The sequence below is a fragment of the Pseudomonas sp. 5Vm1k genome (assembly GCF_056161485.1).
Map to the genome: position 1 here is coordinate 422,046 of NZ_JBSPCZ010000001.1, position 23,003 is coordinate 445,048.

The window sequence follows — 23,003 nt, forward strand, 5'->3', positions numbered from 1 at the left end:
AGGCGACCAGTGTTTGCGGCTGTGAGGGCCTCTTCGCGAGCAAGCCCGCTCCCACATGGGATCTTCAGCGAACACCCAATAGGTGAACAACATTGATCTACTGTGGGAGCGGGCTTGCTCGCGAAGGCAATGGGTCAGGCAACAGAAGTCTTACTTCTCAAAGCCGCTGGAAGGAAACACATCACTCCCCCGCCACCGCCGAACCGAGCGCTGGAAGAACAGGCTGTTAGGCACTTGCACCATGGCACTGCCAGTCCCGGCCTCTTCGGCTTCGATCAGCGTGGTAAACAGCAGATTGATCGCCACCACTCGGCCTTTGACGCCGGGCTTGTCGAGGGTGTCCACCAATTCGACCACATCACCGATGCGAAACGGGCCGACGGTGAAGATCAGGATTGCGCACAGCAGGTTGGACAGCACACTCCACATGGCGAAGAACGCCACTGCGGCCACCGCCACGAAACCGGACAACGCGGTCCAGAGCACCGTGGCCGAGACACCGAGGCGTTCCAGCACGAAGATCAACGCGCTGCCCATGATCAACCAGCGCAAACCTCCGCGCAGCGGCATCAGCAGTTGCGGCGGAAACGGGTAGCGTTCGCCCAGGCGAGTCAGGCCTTTGGCGACGAAGCGCTGGGCCAGGTAACCCGCCAGCAGGATCAGCAGGATTTGCACGCCGAGCCAGATCGGCTCGACCCACATCGCAGGCAGTGGCAGCTTGAAGGCGTCCATCAGGACAGCGCCTCCAGCTCCGCCTGCATGCTTTCCAGCAGTTCGAGGGCTTCCATCCAGGACTCTTCCAGCTCCGCTTCACGCACCTTCAGCTTGGCTTGTTCGGCCAGCAGATCACGCAGTTCATTCTTGCGCGCCGGTTCATAGATATCGCTGTCGCCGAGGCTGGCATCGATCTTCGCCAGTTTCTCGTGCAGCTTGCCCAACTCGGCTTCGAGCTTGTCGGCTTCGCGCTTGTGCGGTGCCAGTTGCTGACGCAACGCAGCAGCGGCCTGGCGCTGGGCCTTCTTGTCGGTCTTGTCCGGGTTCACCGGCGTGTTGCTGACCGGCGCGTTGCGCTGGCGATAGTCCACCAGCCAGCGGGTGTAGTCTTCCAGGTCGCCGTCGAACTCTTCGACCTTGCCGTCCGCCACCAGATAGAAATTGTCGGTAGTGCTTTTGAGCAAATGGCGATCGTGGGAGACCACCAATACCGCACCACTGAATTCCTGCAACGCCATGGTCAGCGCCAGGCGCATTTCCAGGTCCAGGTGGTTGGTCGGTTCGTCGAGCAGCAGCAGGTTCGGCCGGCCCCAGGCGATCAACGCCAGCGCCAGACGAGCCTTTTCGCCACCGGAGAAATTCAGCACCGGTTCATCGATACGCGCACCGCGGAAGTCGAAACCACCGAGGAAGTCGCGCAGGGTCTGCTCGCGCTCGGTCGGCGCCAGGCGTTGCATGTGCAACAACGGGCTGGCCTTGGAGTCGAGCGAATCCAGTTGATGCTGGGCAAAATAGCCAACCACGGTGTTCTCGCCACGGGTCAGGCGACCGGACAACGGCTCGAGTTCACCGGCGAGGTTTTTGATCAGCGTCGATTTACCGGCACCGTTAGGGCCGAGCAAACCGATGCGTGCGCCGGGGGTCAGTTGCAGCTTGACCTTCTCCAGCACCGCACGCTCGCCGTAACCCAGTCGAGCGTCGGAGATATCAATCAACGGGCTGGAGATTTTGTGCGATTCGCGGAACACGAAGTCGAACGGCGAATCGACGTGGGCGGCGGACAACTCTTCCATCCGCTCCAGCGCCTTGATCCGGCTCTGGGCCTGACGGGCCTTGGTGGCCTGGGCCTTGAAGCGGGCGATGTAGCTTTCCATGTGCGCACGTTGCGCCTGCTGCTTCTCGTAAGCCTGCTGTTGCTGGGCCAGACGTTCGGCACGGGCGCGCTCGAAGGCGCTGTAGCCGCCACGGTACAGAGTGATCTTGCGCTGATCGACGTGGGCCACGTGATCGACCACGGCATCGAGGAAGTCCCGGTCGTGGGAAATCAGCATCAAGGTGCCGGGATAGCTCTTGAGCCACTCCTCAAGCCAGATGATGGCGTCGAGGTCCAAGTGGTTGGTCGGCTCATCGAGCAGCAACAGGTCCGAGGGGCACATCAATGCCTGCGCCAGGTTCAGACGCATCCGCCAGCCACCGGAGAAATCTCCGACCTGGCGATCCATCTGATCGTTGGTGAACCCAAGACCGGCAAGCAACTTGCGGGCCCGGGCGTCGGCGGTGTAACCGTCGGCGCTGTCGAGTTCGGCGTGCAGGCGGGCCTGAGCGGCACCGTCGTGGGCCGCTTCGGCCGCGGCGAGGTCGCGTTGCACCTCGCGCAGGCGCAGGTCGCCATCGAGCACGTAGTCGACCGCGATGCGATCGAGGGTGTCGATCTCCTGGCGCATGTGGGCGATGCGCCAGTCGCCCGGCAGCAAGCAATCACCCGAATCCGGGTGCAGGTCGCCCAGGAGCAAGGCGAACAGGCTCGATTTGCCGGCGCCGTTGGCACCGATGAGGCCGGCTTTGTGGCCGGCGTGCAGGGTCAGCTCGGCGTCTTCTAGCAGACGTTGCGGGCCACGCTGTAAAGTCAGGTTCTGAAGTCGAATCATAATGGCGGCGGAGTCTACCAGCTTCGCTCGCAACTGGCGCGAGTAGCACTATGTCCTCTGACCTGTGGAGCTTTTCCCTTGGCACTTACGCCCGTCCTGGCGTTGAAGAGCTGTGCCTGCAATTACAGTCGGCGGGGGCGAATGTCTGCCTTTTGCTGTGTGGGCTGTGGCTGGAGCAACGCGGCGTGGGCTGCACCGAGCAACGCTTGCAGGCGTTGTATCAGGTAGCCGGGCCTTGGGAAGTGAATGTCGTGCAACCGTTACGGGCTTTACGCACGCAATGGAAAGCCGCTGCCGCTGATGACGTTGGGCTCAACGCATTACGCGAACAAATCAAGACACTGGAGTTGGAATCGGAACGGCATCTGCTGTTGCAACTGGAGCGTACGGCCCAAAGTTGGCCGCAAAGTGAGACGACCGAACCATCGGCCTGGCTGGAAGGTGTGGCGGCAGGCGCCGCCAACCTGGACCGCGACGCGCTGCATCAGCTGCGCGTCGCGGTAACCGGCACTTAGGAAGCGCTGGTTGGGGTGTTGGCAGTGCTCGACGCGGCAGCCGGGGTTGGTGCTGCGGTCGCTGTCGAGGTAGTAGCGGCTGGAGCAGGCGATGCTGCTGGAGCCGGGGTGGCAGGCTTGGCGACTGGCGCGGTAGCCGGTTTGGCGGCGACTGGTTTTTTCACCGCTGGTTTTGCAGCAGGTTTCGCAGCAGTAGGCTTAGCGGCTGGCTTGGCAGCCGGTTTCGCGGCAGCCGGTTTGGCAGCGCTGGCGGCAGCTGGTTTAGCAGCGACTGGCTTGGCAGCTGGTTTTGCAGCAGCAGGTTTTGCGGCGGCAGGCTTGGCAGCTGGCTTAGCGGCTGCAGTTTTAGCAGCAGGTTTTGCCGCTGGATTAGCTGCTGGTTTTGCAGCGGCTTTTGCAGCTACTGGCTTCGCGGCTGGTTTGGCGGCCGGTTTCGCTGCTGCGGTTTTGGTAGCTGGTTTAGCAGCCGGTTTGGCGGCTGGTTTAGCGGCGGCTTTTGCAGCGGGTTTAGCAGCTGCGGTTTTCGCTGCAGCCGGTTTGGCAGCAGCAGTTTTTGCAGCGGCTGGTTTGGCGGCAGCTGGCTTGGCAGCAGTCGTTTTAGCAGCTGGTTTCGCAGCACTGGCCGCGACTGGTTTTTTCGCTGCAGGTTTTGCTGCGGCTTTGGCCGGCGCTTTAGCGGCCGGTTTGGCAGCAGGCTTGGCGGCTGCTTTTGCAGCAACCGGTTTGGCAGCGGCTTTCTTGGCAGGTGCCGCAGCTGGCTTGGCCGAACGCAGGGACAACGCCTTGCTGACAGCCTCTTGTACGCGACCGACGCCCTGGGCCAGTTTCAGGCTTTCTTGAGCATCACGCTTGAGTTGCAGAATGTAGGAGCGAGTCTCGGACTGACGATCCTTGAGGGCATCGAGCAGGTCTTCGAGTTGCTTGACGCCGTCCTTCGCCTTGGCTTGTGCCTTGGCTTTGCCGGCCGCCGCAGCGTCCTGCAATTTGGTACGGGATTTGTGCAGTTTTTCTTGCGCTTTTCCGCGCTGCTTTTCCAGCTTGGCGAGCAGTTTTTCAGCATCAGCCAAGGCTTGGGAACAAGCGGTTTCCAAATGTTCGAGCAGGCTGCCCGAGAGTTGTTGGAGTAAGTGCAACGGAGTATTTACAGGCTTCTTGGTGGCCGACATGGTTTACCTCCTGGCTGACGTGAATGCGGCTCATACTAGACCTCTGCTGACACCGCCGCTAGGTCATGTTGACACTATCCAAAGCGTTGCGTTGCAACGGATCGAAAATGTTCTGCGTCTGCGCAAAAGCAGTTCACCGTTCAACGCATTCTCACTGGCATAATCCTCCGCATCTCAGGTCGGAGAGTGCCCATGTCGCGTTACCTTTTTTTATCCCTGCTGGTGTGTTTTTCCGTCGTTCAAGCCGCGGAAAAAACCGCCGAAAATGACGCTCACGATCTCGCTTACAGCCTCGGCGCAAGCTTGGGTGAACGCTTGCGCCAGGAGGTTCCGGACTTGCAGCTTCAAGCGCTGGTCGAAGGTTTGCAGCAAGCTTATCAAGGCAAACCCCTGGCGCTGAAAGACGCGCAGATCGAGCAGATCCTTGCCGACCACGAAGCCCAGGTCGCCTTGCAAACACCGGCGCCGCAAACCGAAGAAGCCCTGGAAAAAGAACAACGTTTTCTTACCGAGGAAAAAGCCCGGCCCGGCGTTCGTGAATTGGCCGATGGCGTGTTGATGACCGAGCTGACGCCTGGCACCGGTGCCAAGGCGGGACCTAACGGCAAGGTTCAGGTGTTGTACATCGGTCGCTTGCCCGACGGCACGGTGTTCGATCAGAACAGCCAGCCGCAGTGGTTCAGTCTCGACAGCGTGATTACGGGCTGGCGCAGTGCGCTGCAAAACATGCCAGTGGGCGCGAAGTGGCGTCTGGTGATTCCATCAGCCCAGGCCTATGGTGCCGACGGGGCCGGCGACCTGATCGCGCCGTTCACACCGCTGGTGTTCGAAGTTGAATTGCGCGGCGCCACAAGCTGAATCGCGGAAACGAAAAACGGCGCGCATAGCGCACCGTTTTTTGGGTCTTGCACAGAAGAGGTTCAGGCCTGAACCGAATCCTCTTCCTTGTGAGCGGTGTGCAGTACTTCGATCAGGCAATCTTCCAACTCGAAGCGTTCATGCAACAGGCCACCCAGCTCCTTGAATTTTTCCGCGACGCATTTGCCTGCATCGCACAGGTCGTTGAACGCGAGCAGCTTCTCGGTGATGACGTCGATGCGCGGGTAGATCGTCTCGGCCAGCTCAAGACCACGAGTATCACCGAACGCCTTGGCTTCACCCGTGAGCTGTTCGTAGATTTCGAAATGCCCCGCCGATACGTAGTCGACCAGCACGCCGCAGAATTCCTGCAACGGTTTGCGATTTTCGCCCAGAGCCTCAGGCTTGGCGCCGAGAGCATCATAGGCCCGAACCAGTTCGTGACGCTCCTGCAACCAGCGGTCGATCAGCAGATGCACTCCACCCCAGCGTTCCTGAGCATTCTGACAACTTTCGAGCATGGTGATCTCTCTTCCCTTGTGGGTCATGCTGCTCTACACCTGTCGCACTCTTGAAGGTCAAGAATCGGCCAGGCAGAGCGTCATCGAGCAACATAATTCCAATGACACGTGCGGGCCAGATTATGCCCGCACGACAATGGCTTCAAGGTACGCAGGAGATAAAGTTCATACAAGTGTTTAATCACCCGCCATAGGCCGGTGCGACGACTCGCCGCTGGGCGGTCGCAGACAGGCGATCCAGACATGGCGCAGCAACTGATAAATCGCCAGGATCAGCATCGCGACGAAGAACAGCAGACTCCATTCCGGAATGCTCAGATCAAACAAGGTCCATGAGATCTCGGTGCAATCGGTGACGCCCTTGAACAGCCGTTTTACGATGCACATCCAGGGCAAGTTCCCGAACACGTCGTCCAGATTGGGCGAACAGACCGACAGTTGCTGCTGCGGATCACTCTGCAACAACACCTGCCGCCACGCCGCCACAGTTCCACCCAGGCTGGCGGCCAATCCCAACAGCCAGTAGACGAAAGAACCGAATCGCCGTGGGCCATGCACTGAAGCCACCAGGCAAACAACCATGAGCAGCGACAGGCAAGCCCGTTGCAACAAACACAACCCGCACGGTTTGAGCCCGACGACATATTCCAGGTAATAGGAAACGCCCAAGACCAGGGCACCTGCGGTGAAAGCCATGAAAAACAAGGAGCGTGAGCAGGCCAAAGACATGGCTAATCCGTAACAGTAGAGACAGGCGGTTACGGTAGAGGAAAGCGCGTCAGCCTTTCAAGGCAGGCCACCACGGACACTTCACCAGAGGTGTAGGGAATTCCCGACAGGAGCGAGAGGATTTGATGTAACCCCTTGTAGGACTATGCCGACCGTGGACTACATCAGCTAAACGCGAGGGATGGGGATGCGATTTTTGTGGCGAGGGGCTTGCCCTAAATGAGTCAGACAAGGCGCCGAACCTGTGGGAGCGAGCTTGCTCGCGATAGCGGATCAACAGGCGACACACATGTTGAATGTAAGATTGCTATCGCGAGCAAGCTCGCTCCCACAGGGTTGCGGTGATCAGACTCGTGCGGGTATCGGCAACGGCGCCGCCAACAGACGTTCGTCCAGCAGGCCAAGGCCTTCCTGGAACAACTGGTTACTGCGCTCGGTATCGCCCAGTTGCGCCAGCAGCCTGGCCAGTTCCGCACAGGCTTCCGGGTTGCGCTGCATGCGCAGGCTGCTTTCCAGATAATCCCGGGCCTTGCCCCACAGACTGCTTTGCAGACACAGGCGACCCAAAGTCAGTAGCAGGCTCGGATCAGCCGGATGATCCTTGAGCCAGCCCTCGGCGGTTTGCAACTGCCGCGCCGGATCGCTGCCGCGTACCAGACCGTAGAGGCGTGCCAGGTGACTGTCGTACTTGCGCTTGAGCGCTGCACGCAGAATCTCTTCGGCTTCGACCTGTGCTCCCAACTGCCGCAGTTGTTCGGCATAAGCCAGTACCAGTTGCGGTTCCTGGCGCTGCGCATTGCTGAGCTGTTGCCAGGCACGGGTGAGCGACTGCAACCCGACCGAGCCGTCTTCTTCGCGATGGGCCGCCAGGTTGAGGTTTTCGCCCCAGGCGCGACGTTCCAGTTCAACCAGTTCCGCCGGGGGCAGCACCTTGTCCTTGCGCAGTTCCGGCAGCAGGCGAATCACCGCCGACCAGTCGCCCCGCTGCTGATGCAGGCGCTGCAACTGACGCAGGGTCTGCACGTTATGCGGATGACGCTCGTGCATGGCTTCCAGGGTCGCCAGAGCGCCGTCGGTATCGCCGCGATCGGTCTGCAATTGCGCGTGACTCAAGGCAATCGCCAACTCGGCCTGGGGTTGGCGATCAAGGGCGCGCTCCAGCAGCTTGTCGCATTCCTCGTAATGACCTTGTTCGTTGGCGGCGCGGGCCGCACCGAGGTAATACAGCAGTGGCTGACGCTCGGCTTCCGCGGCCCGATGCAGATGGCGCTGGGCACTGGCCCAACGACCCTCGGCCAAATCCAGCTGACCATGCTCAATCGCCACTTGCACCCGGCGACTGCGATTACGCCGCGACCAGGGATTGACCACGCCACCGGACGTCGTTACCAGTTCGACCAACGCCTTGATACCCCAGAACACCAGCCACAGCACCGCCACCAAAGCCAGGGTCGCCCACAGGCTCGACTCGTAGCGGAAGCTCTTGTAGGCGATCAGCACGTAACCGGAATGCTCGGCAATCGCCAGCCCCAGCACTGCGGCGGCAGCGATGACCAGGAACAGGATCACATAGAGGCGTTTCATGGCGTGGCCTCCTGCGCAGTGTTCGCGGTAGGTTTGGCCAGCGGTTTGATCGAATCCTCGGCACTGACATTGCGCCGCTCCAGGTACGCCTGGACTGCGCTCAACGTGCCGGTCAGGTCCGGCGTGATGACGGTGACCGGTTGTGTGCTCAGATCAGCAACCTGCTCAAGCATCACTTTGCTCTGTGGATTGTCCGGGTTGAAATTACCCTTGAGCACATCCCGCGCCTCAGTCAGCGCCTGGGTATACACCGCCGCCTGGCCATTGAGCGCGGCCCACTGCGCCTGCTCCAGCGACAGACTCAAGGCCAGACGCACCTGGCTCAGGCTCTGCCCAGCCAGCAACGGGCGAACATTTTTGTCGGCATTGAAGTCGATGCGGATGTAGCGCGAGACCTCGTCCCACCATTGCGCCCAACGACTGGCACCGTCGCCATCGGCGGTCAGGCCCAATAGGGATTCGCCACGGTCCTTGTACTCCGGCGCCAGTTCGGTGAGGTTGATCACCTGATCGCGCAAGGCACCCAGTTTCAGGAACAACCCGGTGCGGTCTGGCTGCTCGGTGCTGCGCAAGGCCAGCAGGGTCTTGGCCACTTGCTCACGAGCGGCGAAAGCGCCGGGATCGTTCTGTTCGCGGAGAATTTCATCGGCGCCTTGCACCAACGCTTGAGCGCTGCTGATGTCCTGCAACGCCGAAAGACGCAGGCTGGCCAAACGCAGCAAGTGCTCGGCCTCGGCCAGACGCCAATCCTTGCGGCTGGCGCCCAGGACGGTTTCCAGCTTCTGATTCAAGCGTTGCTGATCGCCCTGCAACTGCGTCACCAGACGGCGGCGGTCTTCCAGCTCATCGGCGGCTGGCAGTTGTTCGAGGCGTGCGGTCAGGCGTTGATCATTGAGCTTGAGGCTCTGGGCCTGATCATTCAGCGCCTGGACTTCACTTAACTGCTGCTGAGTATTGGCTTGCAGGTGGCGCACTTGCCACACTCCCCAACCGCCGACGGCCACACCGGCCGCGCCCAGCAACAGGGCGACGATTGCGAGTCCATTGCCTCTACGCTGCACCGCAGCAGGTGGTGGAGTTTCAACGGGGGCATCAAGCACCGGTTGCACATCATCTTTAGGCAAGACTGTTTCGCTCACGTATCCATCCTTTGCATTAGAGAACGGGTACGGGTTGCTCCCGTAACGCCGTCAGCAAAGCCGTGGCACTCGCGCCACGACAATCCACAACTGTTTGAGCCCCGGCAGCACGTGCCAGCTCGGCGACCCTTGGGCTTGGAACAAACAACGGCAACTGCGCCAAACGCGGCCAGGCATCGCCGGCCAACTGGTGCAGGTGCTCGAAACCCTGTCCACTGCTGACCACCAGCCCGTTCAAGCGTTCCGCTTCGATCCGGTCCGGCAGTGCAGTCGTCGCGTACTGCGGCAGGCCACGACGGTATAACTCCAGATACTCGACACTAGCACCAAGCTCACGCAAACGCTCAGCCAGCAACTCGCGGCCGCCCTCCCCGCGCATGATCAGCACGCGCGGATCGGGCCGGGCAATAGCCTCGCGCAACACGGGAAGATCAAGCAAGGCTTCGCTGTCATCGCCATCGACCGGACAGCTCACATCGAGCCCGAAATCCTCGAGGATTTGTGCCGTCGCGGCGCCCACACTGAACCACTTCAACTGCGGTGGCTGTGGCCATTGCTGGCGGAGCAGATCGATGCCGAGCCTGGCAGCCGGTTTGCTCACCACAATCACTGCACAGTAATGATCCAGCTCCCGGATCACCCCGCGCATTGTGTCAGAGGTGGCAATCGGTTCTATCTCCAAAAGCGGCAGACAACTGCTGAAAATCCCGCTCTCGGCCAACACACTGCTCAGCGCTGCCGACTCATCCGCGGGGCGCGTCAGCAGCAGTCGCCAGCCAGTCACTCGTGACCTGCCTCGCCGTAGACCGCTTTCAGAATGTCACCAGCGCCCTGGTTCAGCAGGTCTTCGGCGACTTGCACACCCAAGGATTCGGCGTCACCACGCGGCGCACGGGCTTCGGCGTTGAGCAGCAGGCCACCGCTCGGATCACCCACCAAACCACGCAACCAGATCTGCTCGCCTTCAAGCACGGCGTAGCAGGCGATCGGCACTTGGCAGCCACCATTCAGATGCTTGTTGAGGGCACGTTCGGCGGTAACACGGGTGGCGGTGTCCTGGTGATGCAGCGGCGCCAGCAAGGCGTGAATTTCGCTGTCGACGCTGCGGCACTCGATCCCGACCGCGCCCTGGCCACCGGCCGGCAGGCTGTCATCGACGCTGATGGCCGAGGTGATGCGGTCTTCGAAACCCAGGCGAATCAAACCGGCGGCAGCGAGGATGATGGCGTCGTATTCGCCGGCATCAAGCTTGGCCAGGCGCGTATTGACGTTGCCGCGCAGGAAGCGGATTTCCAGGTCCGGGCGACGGGTCAAAAGCTGAGCCTGGCGGCGCAGGCTCGACGTGCCGACGATGCTGCCTTGCGGCAACTCATCCAGGCTGGCGTAGGTGTTGGAAACGAAGGCATCGCGCGGGTCTTCGCGTTCGCAGATGCAGAACAGACCGAGACCTTCAGGGAAGTCCATCGGCACGTCTTTCATCGAGTGCACGGCGATGTCGGCTTCGTTTTCCAGCAGTGCGGTTTCCAGTTCTTTGACGAACAGGCCCTTGCCGCCGATTTTCGACAGTGGCGAGTCGAGCAGCTTGTCGCCGCGACTGACCATGGGCACCAGCGTCACCAGCAAACCCGGATGGGCCTGTTCCAGGCGAGCTTTGACGTATTCGGCCTGCCAGAGGGCCAGCGCACTTTTACGGGTGGCGATGCGGATTTCGCGAGAGGACATGGATCAATCCGTACTGAATAGATACGGCAGATAATAACAGCTCAGCCAAATCCACTTTGACTTGTATCAGGAACTGCTCGGCCTCCCTGGCCCTCAACGTCCGGCAATCGGGTGTGGGATCCGCCTGTAAATGGCGGATTAAAGCTGTTGCATCATCTTGCGCACGCCCGCCACGTGACGCCGGCTGACAATCAGCGCATCGCCATTCAGGCCCTTGAGGAACAACTGGAAGTGCCCCAGGGGTGTGCGTTGCAGGCGTTCGATGCGTTCGCGGGCGACCAGGGCGTTGCGGTGGATCCGCACGAAACGGTCGCCGAATTCGTCTTCAAGGGCCTTGAGCGGTTCGTCCAGCAGCACTTCGCCGCCTTCGTGGCGCAAGGTCACGTATTTGTGGTCGGCAATGAAGTAGACCACCTGACCCAACGGGATCAGTTCAATGCCTTTACGGGTACGGGCACTGATGTGGCTGCGGGGGCCGCTGCCGGTTTCGGCAGCCGGGCGAGTCAGGGCGGCGAGCTGGATCCGATTGGGCCGCTCGGCCTTCTTCAAGGCCTCGAGCAACAACTCGGTTCGCACTGGCTTGACCAGATATCCAACGCCGCTGGCCTGCAAGGCTTCTACGGCGAAATCATCAGGGCCGGTGCAAAACACCACAGCGGGCGGGGTTTCGCGCTCGCACAACCGTGCAGCCACTTGCAGGCCATCAAGGCCCGGCATGCGGATATCGAGCAAGACGATATCCGGCTTGTGGCTGTCGATCAGCGCCAGCGCCTCTTCGCCGTTCGTGGCGCCGGGCTCCATGACACTGTATCCCTCGAGTTCGCCGACCATTCGGCTCAGGCGCTCGCGGGCTAGGGGTTCGTCATCAACGATCAGGACATTCATATTGCGCTGGATTCCTGCGTGAGTCTCGCACAAGGATAGCGTAGACAGGTGAAGTGACATCCGTCACCGCGATCCACGCTAAGACTGGCGCGAGGGCCAAAAAGTGCCGCGAGACCGGCGGCTAAATTTTCATCTGCCGGGCGATTGGTGGCCCAGGCCCGCGTTGGCGAGGCATCGCCGTAGGGTTTGCTGATACACAATACGAACACCCCCTCTTTTTATAGGCAGCGGCAACGCACAGAAGTGCGCTGTTCCTACTGTCCAACTGTAGACGGTTGCCGGCGCGATATTGCTCAAATGAAAAATATCGTTGCGTAATTCCTTCTGGCATTACCCCGAGTATGGGCCGACGCATGAGAAAAAAACGTATCGACCAGTGTCAGCGACAGGATTGGCAACCCTGTTATTATCCGCCCCAGCGTTCAACGCCAACTTTCTTCAAGCCGATACGAGCGAATTCATGAGCACTGACAAGACCAATCAGTCCTGGGGCGGCCGCTTCAGTGAACCCGTCGACGCCTTCGTCGCCCGCTTCACCGCCTCCGTCACTTTCGACCAGCGCCTGTATCGCCACGACATCATGGGCTCGATCGCCCACGCCACCATGTTGGCCAAGGTCGGCGTGCTGACCGATGCCGAGCGCGACAGCATCACCGATGGCCTGAAGACCATCCAGGGTGAAATCGAGGCCGGCCAGTTCGACTGGCGCATCGACCTCGAAGACGTGCACATGAACATCGAGGCGCGCCTGACCGACCGCATCGGCGTGACCGGTAAAAAGCTGCACACCGGCCGCAGCCGTAACGACCAGGTCGCCACCGACATCCGCCTGTGGCTGCGTGACGAGATCGACCTGATCCTGGCCGAAATCACCCGCCTGCAAAAAGGTTTGCTGGAACAGGCCGAGCGCGAAGCCGGCAGCATCATGCCGGGCTTCACCCACCTGCAAACCGCGCAGCCGGTGACCTTCGGGCACCACATGCTGGCCTGGTTCGAGATGCTCAGCCGCGACTACGAGCGCCTGGTCGACTGCCGCAAGCGTACCAATCGCATGCCGCTGGGCAGCGCCGCGCTGGCGGGCACGACTTACCCGATCGACCGTGAATTCACGGCTCAATTGCTGGGCTTCGACGCCGTCGGCGGCAACTCTCTGGACAACGTTTCCGATCGTGACTTCGCTATCGAATTCTGCTCGGCCGCGAGCATCGCGATGATGCACTTGTCGCGGTTCTCCGAAGAGCTGGTGCTGTGGACCAGCGCGCAATTCCAGTTCATCGATCTGCCGGACCGCTTCTGCACCGGCAGCTCGATCATGCCGCAAAAGAAAAACCCGGACGTGCCGGAGCTGGTTCGCGGCAAGACCGGTCGCGTATTCGGCGCACTGATGGGCCTGCTGACCTTGATGAAGGGCCAACCGCTGGCCTACAACAAGGACAACCAGGAAGACAAAGAGCCGCTGTTCGACGCCGCCGACACCCTGCGCGACTCGCTGCGGGCCTTTGCCGACATGATCCCGGCGATCAAGCCCAAGCACGCGATGATGCGTGAAGCGGCGCTGCGCGGTTTCTCCACCGCCACCGACCTGGCGGACTACCTGGTGCGCCGTGGCCTGCCGTTCCGTGACTGCCACGAAATCGTCGGCCATGCGGTGAAGTACGGCGTAGAGAGCGGCAAGGACCTGGCGGAAATGAGCCTGGAAGAACTGCGCAAGTTCAGCGACCAGATCGATCAGGACGTGTTTGCCGTGCTGACCCTGGAAGGCTCGGTGAATGCCCGTGACCATATTGGTGGGACTGCGCCGGCACAGGTCAAGAAGGCTGTAGTTCGCGGTCAGGCGCTGCTCGCCAGCCGCTAAAAGCTTCGCGAGCAAGCCCGCTCCCACATTAGACTGATGGTGAACACAGAGTATGTGAACACCAAAGATCCACTGTGGGAGCGGGCTTGCTCGCGAATGCGGTTTAAAAGACGCCCCCAAAAACCTACTTCTTGGACGCGACCATCGCCAAAAACGCTGGCATCGCCGCTTCCTTGTCCGCTGCAATCCGCTGCACATGCGGATTCTGCTCCAGACGTTCCAGCAACGCCTTGGCCGCCGGCATCTCGGCCAACAGGTCGATCCCGAACAGCTTCTGCCCGACCGCACAGGCCAGGGGCACGCTGTAGAGGAAATACAAATCCGCAATGCTCAGGCTGTCACCCGCGACATAAGGGGCGAACTTGCCGTGCCTGCCCAGCGAGGCAAAGCCCAGCAGCAATTCGACTTTAGACTTGTCCTTGATCGCGTCCGGCACGGGCGAGCCGAAAAAGGCTTCGCCATAACAGGCGCGGCCCGGCAATTCGATGTACAGCTCGATTTCCTTGGCCAGCGCCAGAGCTTGCGCTCGCTCAAAGGGCTCGCTCGACAGCAGCGGCGTGCCTTTCTGGCTTTGTTCGAGGTATTCGAGGATTACGCTGGTTTCGTTGATGAAACCTTGGTCAACGCCCAACACCGGCACCTTGCCGCGCGGGCTGATGGCCAATGCCTCAGGGCTCGGCCCTGGGAAAAACAGCACTTCTTCGAACGGCAGTCCCTTCTCCAGCAGCGCCAGTTTGACCATGTTGTAGTAGTTGCTGACGGAAAATCCATAAAGCTTGAGCATCACAAAGCCTCCAGGCCGTGCGGGGTTGGCAGTGTCTGTTTATAGAACGCCGGGGCATTTCTTGCCAGCAGCATCACAGCGCTGAATGCAGGTAAACTGGCCGCCTTAACTTGAGGAGCCTGCCATGAGCGAGCCAACTGATATCGAGATCGACGAAGAAGAGTTCGCCGAGAACACCCTGATCGAAGCGATCGAAAACCAGATCGAAAGCGACAACCCGCCAGCCGCCAAGGCGACCTTCAACAAGCTGACCCTGGTGGGATACGAGCGTGAAGAAATCCTCAACCTGATGGCCCACGTGCTGGCAGTGGAAATCGACGCGATCCTCGAAGAAGACCGCGCGTTCAATACCGAATGGTACGAAACCGCCCTGCGCGCGTTGCCAGAGCTGCCGCCAGAAAAGAAGTAAGGACAAACCCGATGGGCGCGGGCTTCTGTGGCGAGGGAGCTTGCTCCCGCTGGGTCGCGCAGCGGCCCCAAAAACTTTGCGACTGCTTCGCAGCCGAACGGGAGCAAGCTCCCTCGCCACAAACACAATTTGTCACCCATCCTTCCTGCCTTTCTCCAGACCCTGTCTACACTGGTAACACCCCGCCGCCGCACCACCCGCCGGGGAATGTTTCCCGAGGCGAAAAAACCCTGATGCAAGCACTGGACATGCCGCGCGAGTGGGCTCACCTTAGGGGCGCTATCGTCTAATTCCTAGAAAGTCTGGAGTCCTTATGTCGCTTACCCCTGAGTTGGTTGCCGAACTGGAAATCCTTGCCCTCTTCAACCTGGACAGTTCCCAGGAAGGTTTGAAAATTCATCAGACCGCTGCCCCTAAGGCTATTGCCGCCGCCCGCCGCCTGTACGAAAAAGATCTGATCGACCAGCCCGATGGCGGTTACCTGACCAGCCTGGGTCGTGACGCAGCGCAAAATGTACAAACCGTTCTGACTATTCTGAGCGTCCAGGAAACAGCCTGAGCATCCCCACATTGCCCACGGGAACCCCTGCCATGGGATTTCCGCGGGCAGTCTGTCGCCTGGCGATAGAAATCTGACGCCAGAAACACAAATTCAGCTTAAAAGTCCCGGGGCCGAGGCGCTAAACTGCCCCTCATCCGCAGACCCCAACGTCCGAGCTTCGCGAGCCGGTTTGAGCTGACATGACCCGCACCCACGAAATCCGCCCCGATCTGGACGAGGGAATCGACCGCAAGGTCCTCAGCCAGTTGCGCGCACGTTTTCTCAAGCTCAACGAGGGCCGCATGGCCCGGGCCATGGAAGGGTTGTCGACGCGCCAGCAAGGGGTGTTGACCCTGCTGCCGCTGTTTTTCCACGTCAATCACCCGTTGTTGCCAGGTTACGTTTCCGGCAGCACGCCGGCCGGGCTGTCGAATTACGAGCCCGATACCAGCACCCTCGCCGAAGCCCAGCGCCTGACCCGTTCGTTTTCCTACAAGCCACGCCACGGCAGCAATCCGCCGCGACCGATTCATGGCCTGTTTCTGATGGGCAGCCTCGGCACCCTGGCCCAAGCCGATCAGAGCGACATGGACGTGTGGGTGTGCCACGGCCCGGACTTGAGCGAAAGCGAACTGACGGAACTACGCAAAAAGTGCCAGTTGCTCGAAACCTGGGCAGCCAGCCAGGGTGCCGAGGCGCATTTCTTCCTGATTGACCCGACCCGTTTCATGCGCGGCGAGCGCGATACACAACTGAGTTCTGAAGACTGTGGGACCACCCAGCACTACTTGCTGCTGGACGAGTTCTACCGCACCGCGATCTGGCTGGCCGGGCGCACGCCGATCTGGTGGCTGGTGCCGGTCTACGAAGAGTCGGGCTACCACCAATACACCCACACGCTGATTTCCAAGCGTTTCATTCGCGCCGACGAAACCCTCGACCTGGGGCATCTTGCGCACATTCCACCGGGAGAGTTCATCGGCGCCGGGCTCTGGCAATTGTTCAAGGGCATCGAGTCGCCCTACAAATCGGTGCTCAAGCTGTTGTTGATCGAGGTTTATGCCAGCGAACACCCCAAGGTTCATTGCCTGAGCCTGCGCTTCAAACAGGCAGTATTTGCCAATCGGCTGGACCTTGATGAGCTGGACCCGTACATCGTCGTCTACCGGCGCATCGAGGAATACCTGACCGCCCGTGGCGAACCCGAACGCCTGGAACTGGTGCGCCGCGCGCTGTACCTCAAGGTTAATCGCAAACTCACTGGCAGCAGCAGTCGCACCCAGAGCTGGCAGCGCTCGTTGCTGGAGCGCCTGGCCAGCGAATGGCATTGGGATCAACGACAACTGGCGCTGCTCGATAGCCGTAGCCAGTGGAAAGTCCGCCAGGTCAGCGCCGAACGCCGGGCCTTGGTCAACGAACTGAATTACAGCTACCGCTTTCTGACCCAGTTTGCGCGTACCGAGCAAACCGTCAGCCTGATCAACAAGCGCGACCTCAACGTACTCGGCCGACGGCTGTACGCGGCGTTCGAGCGCAAAGCCGACAAGGTCGAGTTCATCAACCCGGGCATCGCCCCGGACCTGGCCGAAGACACCCTGACCCTGGTGCAGGCCCCGAACAAGAAAGAACCGGGACAAACCCAATGGGGGTTGTACAACGGCAGCCTCGCCGCCCACGAGTGGGAGCATTTCGCCCCGATCAAGCGCAGCCGCGAATTGCTCGAATTGCTGACCTGGAGCCATCGCAATGGCGTGATCGACAGCAGCACCCGCCTGGCCTTGCACCCGGGCAGCAGCGATTTGAGCGAGTTCGAATTGTTCAACCTGCTCGGCAGCCTGCAACAAAGCGTCGCCCTGCCCCTGACCACCGTTGCCGAGGAACCGTTGCTGCGCGCGGCTGTACCGAGCGAAGTGTTGATCCTGGTGAACGTTGGCGTCGATCCGCTCAAGCACCATCGCGACCTGAATATCCTGATGACCACCGAGCGCACCGACTCCCTGAGTTACGCCGGTGTACGGGAAAACCTGGTGCTGACCCTGGACCAGGTCACGCTTAACAGCTGGAATGAAGTGCTGGTCAGCCGCTACGACGGCCCTCACGCGTTGCTCGATTGCCTGCGCGATTACCTCAACAACCTTCCAAAAGGCTTGGATCAGCCGCGCTTGCGGGTGCGCTGCTTCTGCCACAACCGCGCGCAGTTCATTGCACGGCGGGTCGAAGAAATCCTCGATACCGCGCAAAACCTGCTGTTGAGCAAACTCAATCATCGCTACCTGATTCAGGTCCAGCAGCATTACCACGTACTGGAACTGGTGCCCGGCCAGGTCAACCATATCGCCCTCGCCACCCTGCCAGCCCTGTTCGACTATTTGGGTGAGGAGCTCGCGAGCTACAGCCCGCTGCACCTGGACCCAATGGCGCTCGAAGAGCAAGACCTCGCGCTGCTGTTGCCGATGGGCCAGCCCGAGTGCATTCAGGTGTTCTACCGGATCAACGAGCAACAGGCCGATCTGTATGTGCTGGATGAGTTCAACGCGCTGTGGCAGCAGCGCCTGCCCTATCACGACGAGCAAAGCCTGCTGGTGCCACTGCAACGTTTTCTGCAATCGATCCTGTATCGCCGGGACGCCTTGCTACCGATGGACGCCGCCCAGCCGTTGAGCCTCGACACGTTGTATTACCAACTATTGCCGTCCGGCCCCGGGCGAGCACGTCGGGTCGAGGCGCGGCCGGCGCCGCAAACCCCGGTCAACAAACCGTTCTACGACGTCCAGGCGATCATCGGCAAAGCCGCACCGGGCCAGGTGCAGGTCACGTTGTATTGCAATCAACGGGAGTTTTCGGAACTGGAGTTTGGCGATCAGCTGTTTACGGTCGTCGCCCGGGAGATCATCGATCAGCGTCGCGAAACTGAACGCTACCGCTGCTACATCACCGACCTGGACCTCTCGGGCCTGCTCGGTGATGGGCAGAGTTCAAGCAATCTGTATCTGCGCTACAAGGCTGACCTGGAGCGCGCGTTGAACGAAGCGCTCGAGCAGGTCTGAGGGGAGTTATTCCGGGAAGTCGCCGCCATGGGCCGGCTGCGATTCAACTTCCAGCAGGGTCAGTTTCAACGTCTTGCCGCCCGGCGCGGGCCAGTCGATGTGTTGACCGACTTTCAAGCCCAGCAGGGCGCTGCCCATCGGCGCCAGAATGGAAATCTTGCCTTCGTCGGCATTGGCATCCTTGGGATAAACCAGCGTCAGGTGATAGTCCTTGCCACTGATTTCTTCGCGGCAATGCACGCGCGAGTTCATGGTCACGACATCGGCGGGCACTTCATCGTGACCGACCAGTGTATCGGCGCGATCCAGTTCGGTTTGCAGCGCGATAACGCCTGGCAGCGTGTCATCCAGGCTGTCGATCAGGCGCTCCAGACGTTGTACGTCCAGACGAGTAAGGGTGATGGAAGGTACGGTCATGATCCGGGCAGACTCCTTTCTTCTGCACAAAAAAAGCAAAACCCCGCCAGAAAAAGGCGGGGTTTTCACGAGCCTCGATGGGTTGAGGCGTTTCCGGACACTATCACAGCTCAATAAATATACAAGCCGGCACCGGACGGCCTGCGCAATCGCTATCCGCAATCTGCGCATGCCCCTGTAGGAGCTGCCGAAGGCGGCGATCTTTTGATCTTTCGGGGGGCGCCGAAGGAAGATCAAAAGATCGCAGCCTTCGGCAGCTCCGAGGAAAATAGCGTACAGCCCGGGGAGGGAAGTTAACCGTTACTCTTGCGGTCAGCAGCCTGGGCACAAATGACCCGACGCCGATCATCATCCGCCGAGCGCCATTCGCGGATGTCTTCGACATGGCGAAAACACCCCAGGCAGACCTTCTGTTCATCCAGCCGGCACACACCGCTGCACGGCGAAGGCACCGCCGCGCTGACGTTGCTGTAAAGCGGCTTGGGCGGACGAACAGGTGCAGGCTCGGTCACAGTCCTATAGACCTTCGAAATCAAATTCGGCGCCGGCTTGCTGCTTGACGATGCGCTCAAGCATTTCACCCAGCTGCTCTTCGCTCTTGTCGCACATCCAGCGTTCGCTCTCTTCGTCATAGTCGAAGTGGAACCCGCCGGACACTGCGGCCAGCCACAGCTGGCGCAGCGGTTCCTGGCGGCTGAAGATCAACTGGCTGCCGTTTTCGAACTTGACGGTGAGCACACCGGCCGAGCTCTCCAGATCGATATCCAGGTCACTCTCGTCGAAAATATCTTCCAGCGATTGCTGGGTGGCATCGACCAGGTCGTGGAAACGGGCTTCGGTCAAACTCATTGCAGGAACCTCAAAAAGTGTCTGATCACGCTCAAGCGCCGCAAGATACGGGCGAGCCCCGGTGATTGCAAAGGATAACGACCAAGCGTCGATATCGATACATCAAACGCGGTCCCTGTGGGAGCGGGCTTGCTCGCGAAGGGGCCGGCACATCCGACATCTTTGTTGACTGAACCGCCGCATTCGCGGGCAAGCCCGCTCCCACAATGGATTGCACATAACTGTCGACATCGGGCCAAGGCCCGCCGGACGGGAGCCGCGTTACATAGGCAAGCTGCCGGGTGGCCGGTATACTCCGGCGCAATTAACGCATTTTCAAGGATTTCGCCATGAAGCGCCTGATCTCTTCCCTTGCCGCGCTCCTCGCGGTTGCCTGCCTTGTGTCGGCCTGTGGTCAAAAAGGCCCGCTGTACCTGCCTGACGACAACCAGGATCCTGCCGAGCAGGCCAAGTCGTCGCAACAGCAGCCTGCTTCCAAAGCACACAAGCACGACGTCTACCAATAATAAGGGAACGCCATGGACGCTTTTAATTACCGTGACGGTGAGCTGTTCGCGGAAGGCGTGGCCCTGTCCGCCATCGCCGAACGCTTCGGCACGCCGACCTATGTCTACTCCCGCGCCCACATCGAAGCCCAGTACCTGGCGTATGCCGATGCACTGGCCGGTGTGCCGCACCTGGTATGTTTTGCGGTCAAGGCCAACTCCAACCTCGGTGTACTGAATGTCCTGGCCCGTCTCGGCGCCGGTTTCGACATCGTCTCCCGTGGTGAACTGGAACGTGTGCTGGCCGCTGGCGGCAGCCCTGACAAGATCGTGTTCTCCGGTGTCGGCAAGACCCGTGAAGACATGCGTCGCGCCCTGGAAGTCGGCGTGCATTGCTTCAACGTCGAATCCACCGATGAGCTGGAACGCCTGCAGGTTGTCGCCGCCGAGCTGGGTGTTCGCGCACCAATCTCGCTGCGCGTGAACCCGGACGTCGATGCCGGCACCCACCCGTACATTTCCACCGGCCTTAAAGAAAACAAGTTCGGCATCGCCATTGCTGATGCCGAAGACGTGTACATCCGCGCCGCGCAACTGCCTAACCTGGAAGTGCTTGGCGTCGATTGCCACATCGGTTCGCAACTGACCAGCCTGCCACCGTTCCTCGACGCTCTCGATCGCCTGCTGGGCTTGATCGATCGTCTCGGCGAGTGCGGCATTTACCTGCGGCACATCGACCTCGGTGGTGGCGTCGGCGTACGTTATCGCGATGAAGAGCCGCCGCTGGCGGCCGACTACATCAAAGCCGTGCGCGAGCGCTGCGAAGGTCGCGAGCTGGCGCTGGTGTTCGAGCCGGGCCGCTACATCGTCGCCAACGCCGGCGTGCTGCTGACTCAGGTCGAGTACCTCAAGCACACCGAACACAAAGACTTCGCCATTGTCGATGCAGCCATGAACGACCTGATCCGCCCGGCGCTGTACCAGGCCTGGATGGACGTCACCGCCGTGCGCCCTCGCGATACCGCGGCGCGCGCCTACGACATCGTCGGGCCGATCTGCGAGACCGGCGACTTCCTGGCCAAGGAGCGTGAGCTGGCCCTGGAAGAAGGCGACTTGCTGGCCGTGCATTCGGCCGGTGCCTACGGGTTTGTCATGAGCTCCAACTACAACACCCGCGGGCGTACCGCCGAAGTGTTGGTGGACGGTGATCAGGCATTTGAAGTGCGTCGCCGTGAGACGGTAGCCGAGTTGTTTGCTGGCGAAAGCCTGCTGCCGGAGTAAAACCATGCTGCTGCGTTTTACCAAGATGCACGGCCTGGGCAATGACTTCATGGTCCTCGACCTGGTCAGCCAGCACGCGCACATTCTGCCCAAGCACGCCAAGCAATGGGGCGATCGGCATACCGGTATCGGTTTCGACCAGTTGCTGATCGTCGAAGCGCCAAGCAACCCGGACGTGGATTTCCGTTACCGGATCTTCAACTCCGACGGTTCCGAAGTGGAACAGTGCGGCAACGGTGCGCGCTGCTTCGCCCGCTTCGTGCTCGACAAGCGCCTGACCGCCAAGCGGCAGATTCGCGTCGAGACCAAAAGCGGCATCATCGAGCTGGATATCCGCAGCGACGGCCAGATCAGCGTCGACATGGGCGCACCGCGTCTGGTGCCGGCCGACATCCCGTTCGAAGCCGAAGGTCAGGCCTTGAGCTATCAGCTCGAAGTCGACGGCGCTACGGTGGAACTGGCGGCAGTGTCCATGGGCAACCCCCATGCCGTGCTGCGAGTCAGCGACATCAACAACGCACCGGTGCATGAACTGGGTCCGAAAATCGAACACCATCCGCGCTTCCCCGCGCGGGTCAATGTCGGTTTTCTCCAGGTCATCGACCGGAACCGTGCGCAGTTGCGCGTCTGGGAACGCGGAGCCGGGGAAACCCAGGCCTGCGGCACCGGCGCCTGTGCTGCTGCAGTGGCCGCGATCAGCCAGGGGTGGATGGATTCACCGCTATTGATCGACCTGCCCGGCGGGCGTCTGTCCATTGAATGGGCAGGCCCAGGCCAACCGGTCATGATGACCGGCCCGGCAGTGCGCGTATATGAAGGACAAGTGCGTCTTTGAGAGAGCCAAATCCATGAAAGATAAGCCCCAGGTCCCCGCCCTACAGCCCGACGAATCTCCTTCCGAAAGCCTTGAGGCGGCGGCGATTGCCGCGTACCTGGAGGCTCATCCGGATTTCTTCATCGAGCACGAAGAACTGCTCCCGGCCTTGCGTATTCCGCACCAGCGCGGCGACACCATTTCGCTGGTCGAACGCCAGATGACCATTCTGCGCGACCGTAACATCGAGTTGCGTCATCGCCTGTCGCACTTGATGGATGTGGCCCGCGACAACGATCGCCTCTTCGACAAGACCCGCCGCCTGATTCTCGCGCTGATGGATGCCGCCAGCCTGGAAGACGTGGTGATCAGCGTCGAAGACAGCCTGCGCCAGGACTTCCAGGTGCCTTTCGTCAGCCTCATCCTGCTGGGCGACAACCCCATGCCGGTGGGTCGCTGGGCCACGCACGCCGAAGCGCAAACGGCTATCGGTGGCCTGCTCTCGGAAGACAAAAGCGTCAGTGGCAGCCTGCGTGAACACGAGCTGGACTTCCTGTTCGGCGAAGAACAACGCAAGCAGATCGGCTCCACCGCCGTCGTCGCCATCAGCCATCAAGGCATCCATGGCGTTCTGGCCATCGCCAGCCGCGATCCCCAGCACTACAAAAGCTCGGTGGGCACGCTGTTCTTGAGCTACATCGCCGAAGTCATGGGCCGCGTGTTGCCACGGGTCAACAACTCCCTGCGCTCGGTACGCTGA

Annotated in this window: 24 protein-coding genes; 10 read left to right on the forward strand and 14 right to left on the reverse strand. The window is 60.7% G+C overall.

Going from position 1 to position 23,003, the window contains the following annotated elements:
* Positions 1 to 150: 150 nt before the first annotated feature.
* A complete protein-coding gene (locus ACWIKB_RS01900) occupies positions 151 to 732 on the reverse strand; it encodes a mechanosensitive ion channel domain-containing protein (protein ID WP_475265091.1) in 582 nt (193 codons plus the stop codon).
* On the reverse strand, positions 732 to 2,642 hold the full coding sequence (locus ACWIKB_RS01905; RefSeq protein ID WP_475265092.1) for an ATP-binding cassette domain-containing protein: 1,911 nt from the start codon (positions 2,640 to 2,642) through the stop codon (positions 732 to 734). The genes ACWIKB_RS01900 and ACWIKB_RS01905 overlap by 1 nt, the downstream gene beginning before the upstream one ends.
* 50 nt (positions 2,643 to 2,692) lie before the next feature.
* On the opposite strand from ACWIKB_RS01905, the gene ACWIKB_RS01910 reads away from it, so the two are divergent.
* A complete protein-coding gene (locus tag ACWIKB_RS01910) occupies positions 2,693 to 3,157 on the forward strand; it encodes a TIGR02444 family protein (RefSeq protein WP_475265093.1) in 465 nt (154 codons plus the stop codon).
* Here the strand turns inward: ACWIKB_RS01910 and ACWIKB_RS01915 are convergent.
* On the reverse strand, positions 3,154 to 4,323 hold the full coding sequence (locus tag ACWIKB_RS01915; protein WP_475265094.1) for an AlgP family protein: 1,170 nt from the start codon (positions 4,321 to 4,323) through the stop codon (positions 3,154 to 3,156). The genes ACWIKB_RS01910 and ACWIKB_RS01915 overlap by 4 nt on opposite strands.
* Before the next feature lie 192 nt (positions 4,324 to 4,515).
* On the opposite strand from ACWIKB_RS01915, the gene ACWIKB_RS01920 reads away from it, so the two are divergent.
* Positions 4,516 to 5,181, forward strand: a complete 666-nt coding sequence (locus ACWIKB_RS01920) for an FKBP-type peptidyl-prolyl cis-trans isomerase (protein WP_475265095.1) — start codon at positions 4,516 to 4,518, stop codon at positions 5,179 to 5,181.
* Positions 5,182 to 5,243: 62 nt separating this feature from the next.
* On the opposite strand, the gene ACWIKB_RS01925 is transcribed toward ACWIKB_RS01920, so the two are convergent.
* The 7 genes from ACWIKB_RS01925 to ACWIKB_RS01955 all read right to left on the reverse strand — a co-directional run bounded on the left by ACWIKB_RS01925 (position 5,244) and on the right by ACWIKB_RS01955 (position 11,761).
* Positions 5,244 to 5,702 (reverse strand): Rsd/AlgQ family anti-sigma factor, encoded by a 459-nt coding sequence (locus tag ACWIKB_RS01925; RefSeq protein WP_007899333.1) that lies wholly within the window; start codon positions 5,700 to 5,702, stop codon positions 5,244 to 5,246.
* A 177-nt stretch (positions 5,703 to 5,879) separates the two neighbouring features.
* Entirely contained in the window at positions 5,880 to 6,431 is a 552-nt protein-coding gene (locus tag ACWIKB_RS01930) for a disulfide bond formation protein B (RefSeq protein WP_475265096.1), read from the reverse strand.
* Between the two features lie 345 nt (positions 6,432 to 6,776).
* Positions 6,777 to 8,015, reverse strand: coding sequence for a heme biosynthesis HemY N-terminal domain-containing protein (locus ACWIKB_RS01935; protein WP_475265097.1), 1,239 nt, complete (start codon positions 8,013 to 8,015; stop codon positions 6,777 to 6,779).
* Positions 8,012 to 9,154: a uroporphyrinogen-III C-methyltransferase gene (locus ACWIKB_RS01940; RefSeq protein WP_475265098.1), complete on the reverse strand. Its 1,143-nt coding sequence runs from the start codon at positions 9,152 to 9,154 to the stop codon at positions 8,012 to 8,014. The genes ACWIKB_RS01935 and ACWIKB_RS01940 overlap by 4 nt, the downstream gene beginning before the upstream one ends.
* A gap of 16 nt (positions 9,155 to 9,170) precedes the next feature.
* Complete coding sequence (locus ACWIKB_RS01945; protein WP_475265099.1) at positions 9,171 to 9,938, reverse strand: uroporphyrinogen-III synthase; 768 nt, start codon at positions 9,936 to 9,938, stop codon at positions 9,171 to 9,173.
* Positions 9,935 to 10,876 carry a hydroxymethylbilane synthase gene (gene hemC / locus ACWIKB_RS01950; protein WP_475265100.1) on the reverse strand — a complete coding sequence of 314 codons (942 nt, stop codon included), beginning with the start codon at positions 10,874 to 10,876 and terminating at the stop codon, positions 9,935 to 9,937. Before hemC ends, ACWIKB_RS01945 begins: the two co-directional genes overlap by 4 nt.
* A 138-nt stretch (positions 10,877 to 11,014) precedes the next feature.
* Entirely contained in the window at positions 11,015 to 11,761 is a 747-nt protein-coding gene (locus tag ACWIKB_RS01955) for a LytR/AlgR family response regulator transcription factor (protein WP_475265101.1), read from the reverse strand.
* Between the two features lie 460 nt (positions 11,762 to 12,221).
* On the opposite strand from ACWIKB_RS01955, the gene argH reads away from it, so the two are divergent.
* Positions 12,222 to 13,616 (forward strand): argininosuccinate lyase, encoded by a 1,395-nt coding sequence (argH, locus tag ACWIKB_RS01960; protein ID WP_123509691.1) that lies wholly within the window; start codon positions 12,222 to 12,224, stop codon positions 13,614 to 13,616.
* Positions 13,617 to 13,740: 124 nt separating this feature from the next.
* Here the strand turns inward: argH and ACWIKB_RS01965 are convergent, their stop codons facing one another.
* The gene (locus ACWIKB_RS01965; protein ID WP_475265102.1) at positions 13,741 to 14,400 is read right to left on the reverse strand and encodes a glutathione S-transferase family protein; all 660 of its coding nucleotides are present in this window, start codon (positions 14,398 to 14,400) and stop codon (positions 13,741 to 13,743) included.
* 124 nt (positions 14,401 to 14,524) lie between these two features.
* On the opposite strand from ACWIKB_RS01965, the gene ACWIKB_RS01970 reads away from it, so the two are divergent.
* The 3 genes from ACWIKB_RS01970 (at position 14,525) to ACWIKB_RS01980 (ending at position 18,397) form a co-directional block, all read left to right on the forward strand.
* The gene (locus ACWIKB_RS01970) at positions 14,525 to 14,809 is read left to right on the forward strand and encodes a hypothetical protein (protein WP_007894899.1); all 285 of its coding nucleotides are present in this window, start codon (positions 14,525 to 14,527) and stop codon (positions 14,807 to 14,809) included.
* 313 nt (positions 14,810 to 15,122) lie between these two features.
* Positions 15,123 to 15,368, forward strand: a complete 246-nt coding sequence (locus ACWIKB_RS01975; RefSeq protein WP_475265103.1) for a TIGR02647 family protein — start codon at positions 15,123 to 15,125, stop codon at positions 15,366 to 15,368.
* A 182-nt stretch (positions 15,369 to 15,550) separates the two neighbouring features.
* On the forward strand, positions 15,551 to 18,397 hold the full coding sequence (locus ACWIKB_RS01980) for a class I adenylate cyclase (RefSeq protein ID WP_475265104.1): 2,847 nt from the start codon (positions 15,551 to 15,553) through the stop codon (positions 18,395 to 18,397).
* Positions 18,398 to 18,403: 6 nt separating this feature from the next.
* On the opposite strand, the gene rnk is transcribed toward ACWIKB_RS01980, so the two are convergent.
* The 3 genes from rnk to cyaY form a co-directional block, all read right to left on the reverse strand.
* On the reverse strand, positions 18,404 to 18,814 hold the full coding sequence (gene rnk / locus ACWIKB_RS01985) for a nucleoside diphosphate kinase regulator (protein WP_475265105.1): 411 nt from the start codon (positions 18,812 to 18,814) through the stop codon (positions 18,404 to 18,406).
* A 293-nt stretch (positions 18,815 to 19,107) separates the two neighbouring features.
* Complete coding sequence (locus tag ACWIKB_RS01990; RefSeq protein ID WP_475265106.1) at positions 19,108 to 19,326, reverse strand: DUF1289 domain-containing protein; 219 nt, start codon at positions 19,324 to 19,326, stop codon at positions 19,108 to 19,110.
* 4 nt (positions 19,327 to 19,330) lie between these two features.
* Positions 19,331 to 19,663, reverse strand: coding sequence for an iron donor protein CyaY (cyaY, locus tag ACWIKB_RS01995; RefSeq protein WP_017341439.1), 333 nt, complete (start codon positions 19,661 to 19,663; stop codon positions 19,331 to 19,333).
* 329 nt (positions 19,664 to 19,992) lie between these two features.
* Here cyaY and lptM point away from each other — a divergent pair, with 329 nt between their 5' ends.
* The 4 genes from lptM to ACWIKB_RS02015 are packed head-to-tail and all read left to right on the forward strand — an operon-like array spanning position 19,993 to position 23,003.
* On the forward strand, positions 19,993 to 20,169 hold the full coding sequence (gene lptM / locus ACWIKB_RS02000) for an LPS translocon maturation chaperone LptM (RefSeq protein ID WP_475265107.1): 177 nt from the start codon (positions 19,993 to 19,995) through the stop codon (positions 20,167 to 20,169).
* A 12-nt stretch (positions 20,170 to 20,181) separates the two neighbouring features.
* Positions 20,182 to 21,429 (forward strand): diaminopimelate decarboxylase, encoded by a 1,248-nt coding sequence (gene lysA, locus ACWIKB_RS02005; RefSeq protein ID WP_475265108.1) that lies wholly within the window; start codon positions 20,182 to 20,184, stop codon positions 21,427 to 21,429.
* Between the two features lie 4 nt (positions 21,430 to 21,433).
* The gene (gene dapF / locus ACWIKB_RS02010; protein WP_475265109.1) at positions 21,434 to 22,264 is read left to right on the forward strand and encodes a diaminopimelate epimerase; all 831 of its coding nucleotides are present in this window, start codon (positions 21,434 to 21,436) and stop codon (positions 22,262 to 22,264) included.
* A 13-nt stretch (positions 22,265 to 22,277) separates the two neighbouring features.
* Positions 22,278 to 23,003, forward strand: a complete 726-nt coding sequence (locus tag ACWIKB_RS02015; RefSeq protein ID WP_475265110.1) for a DUF484 family protein — start codon at positions 22,278 to 22,280, stop codon at positions 23,001 to 23,003.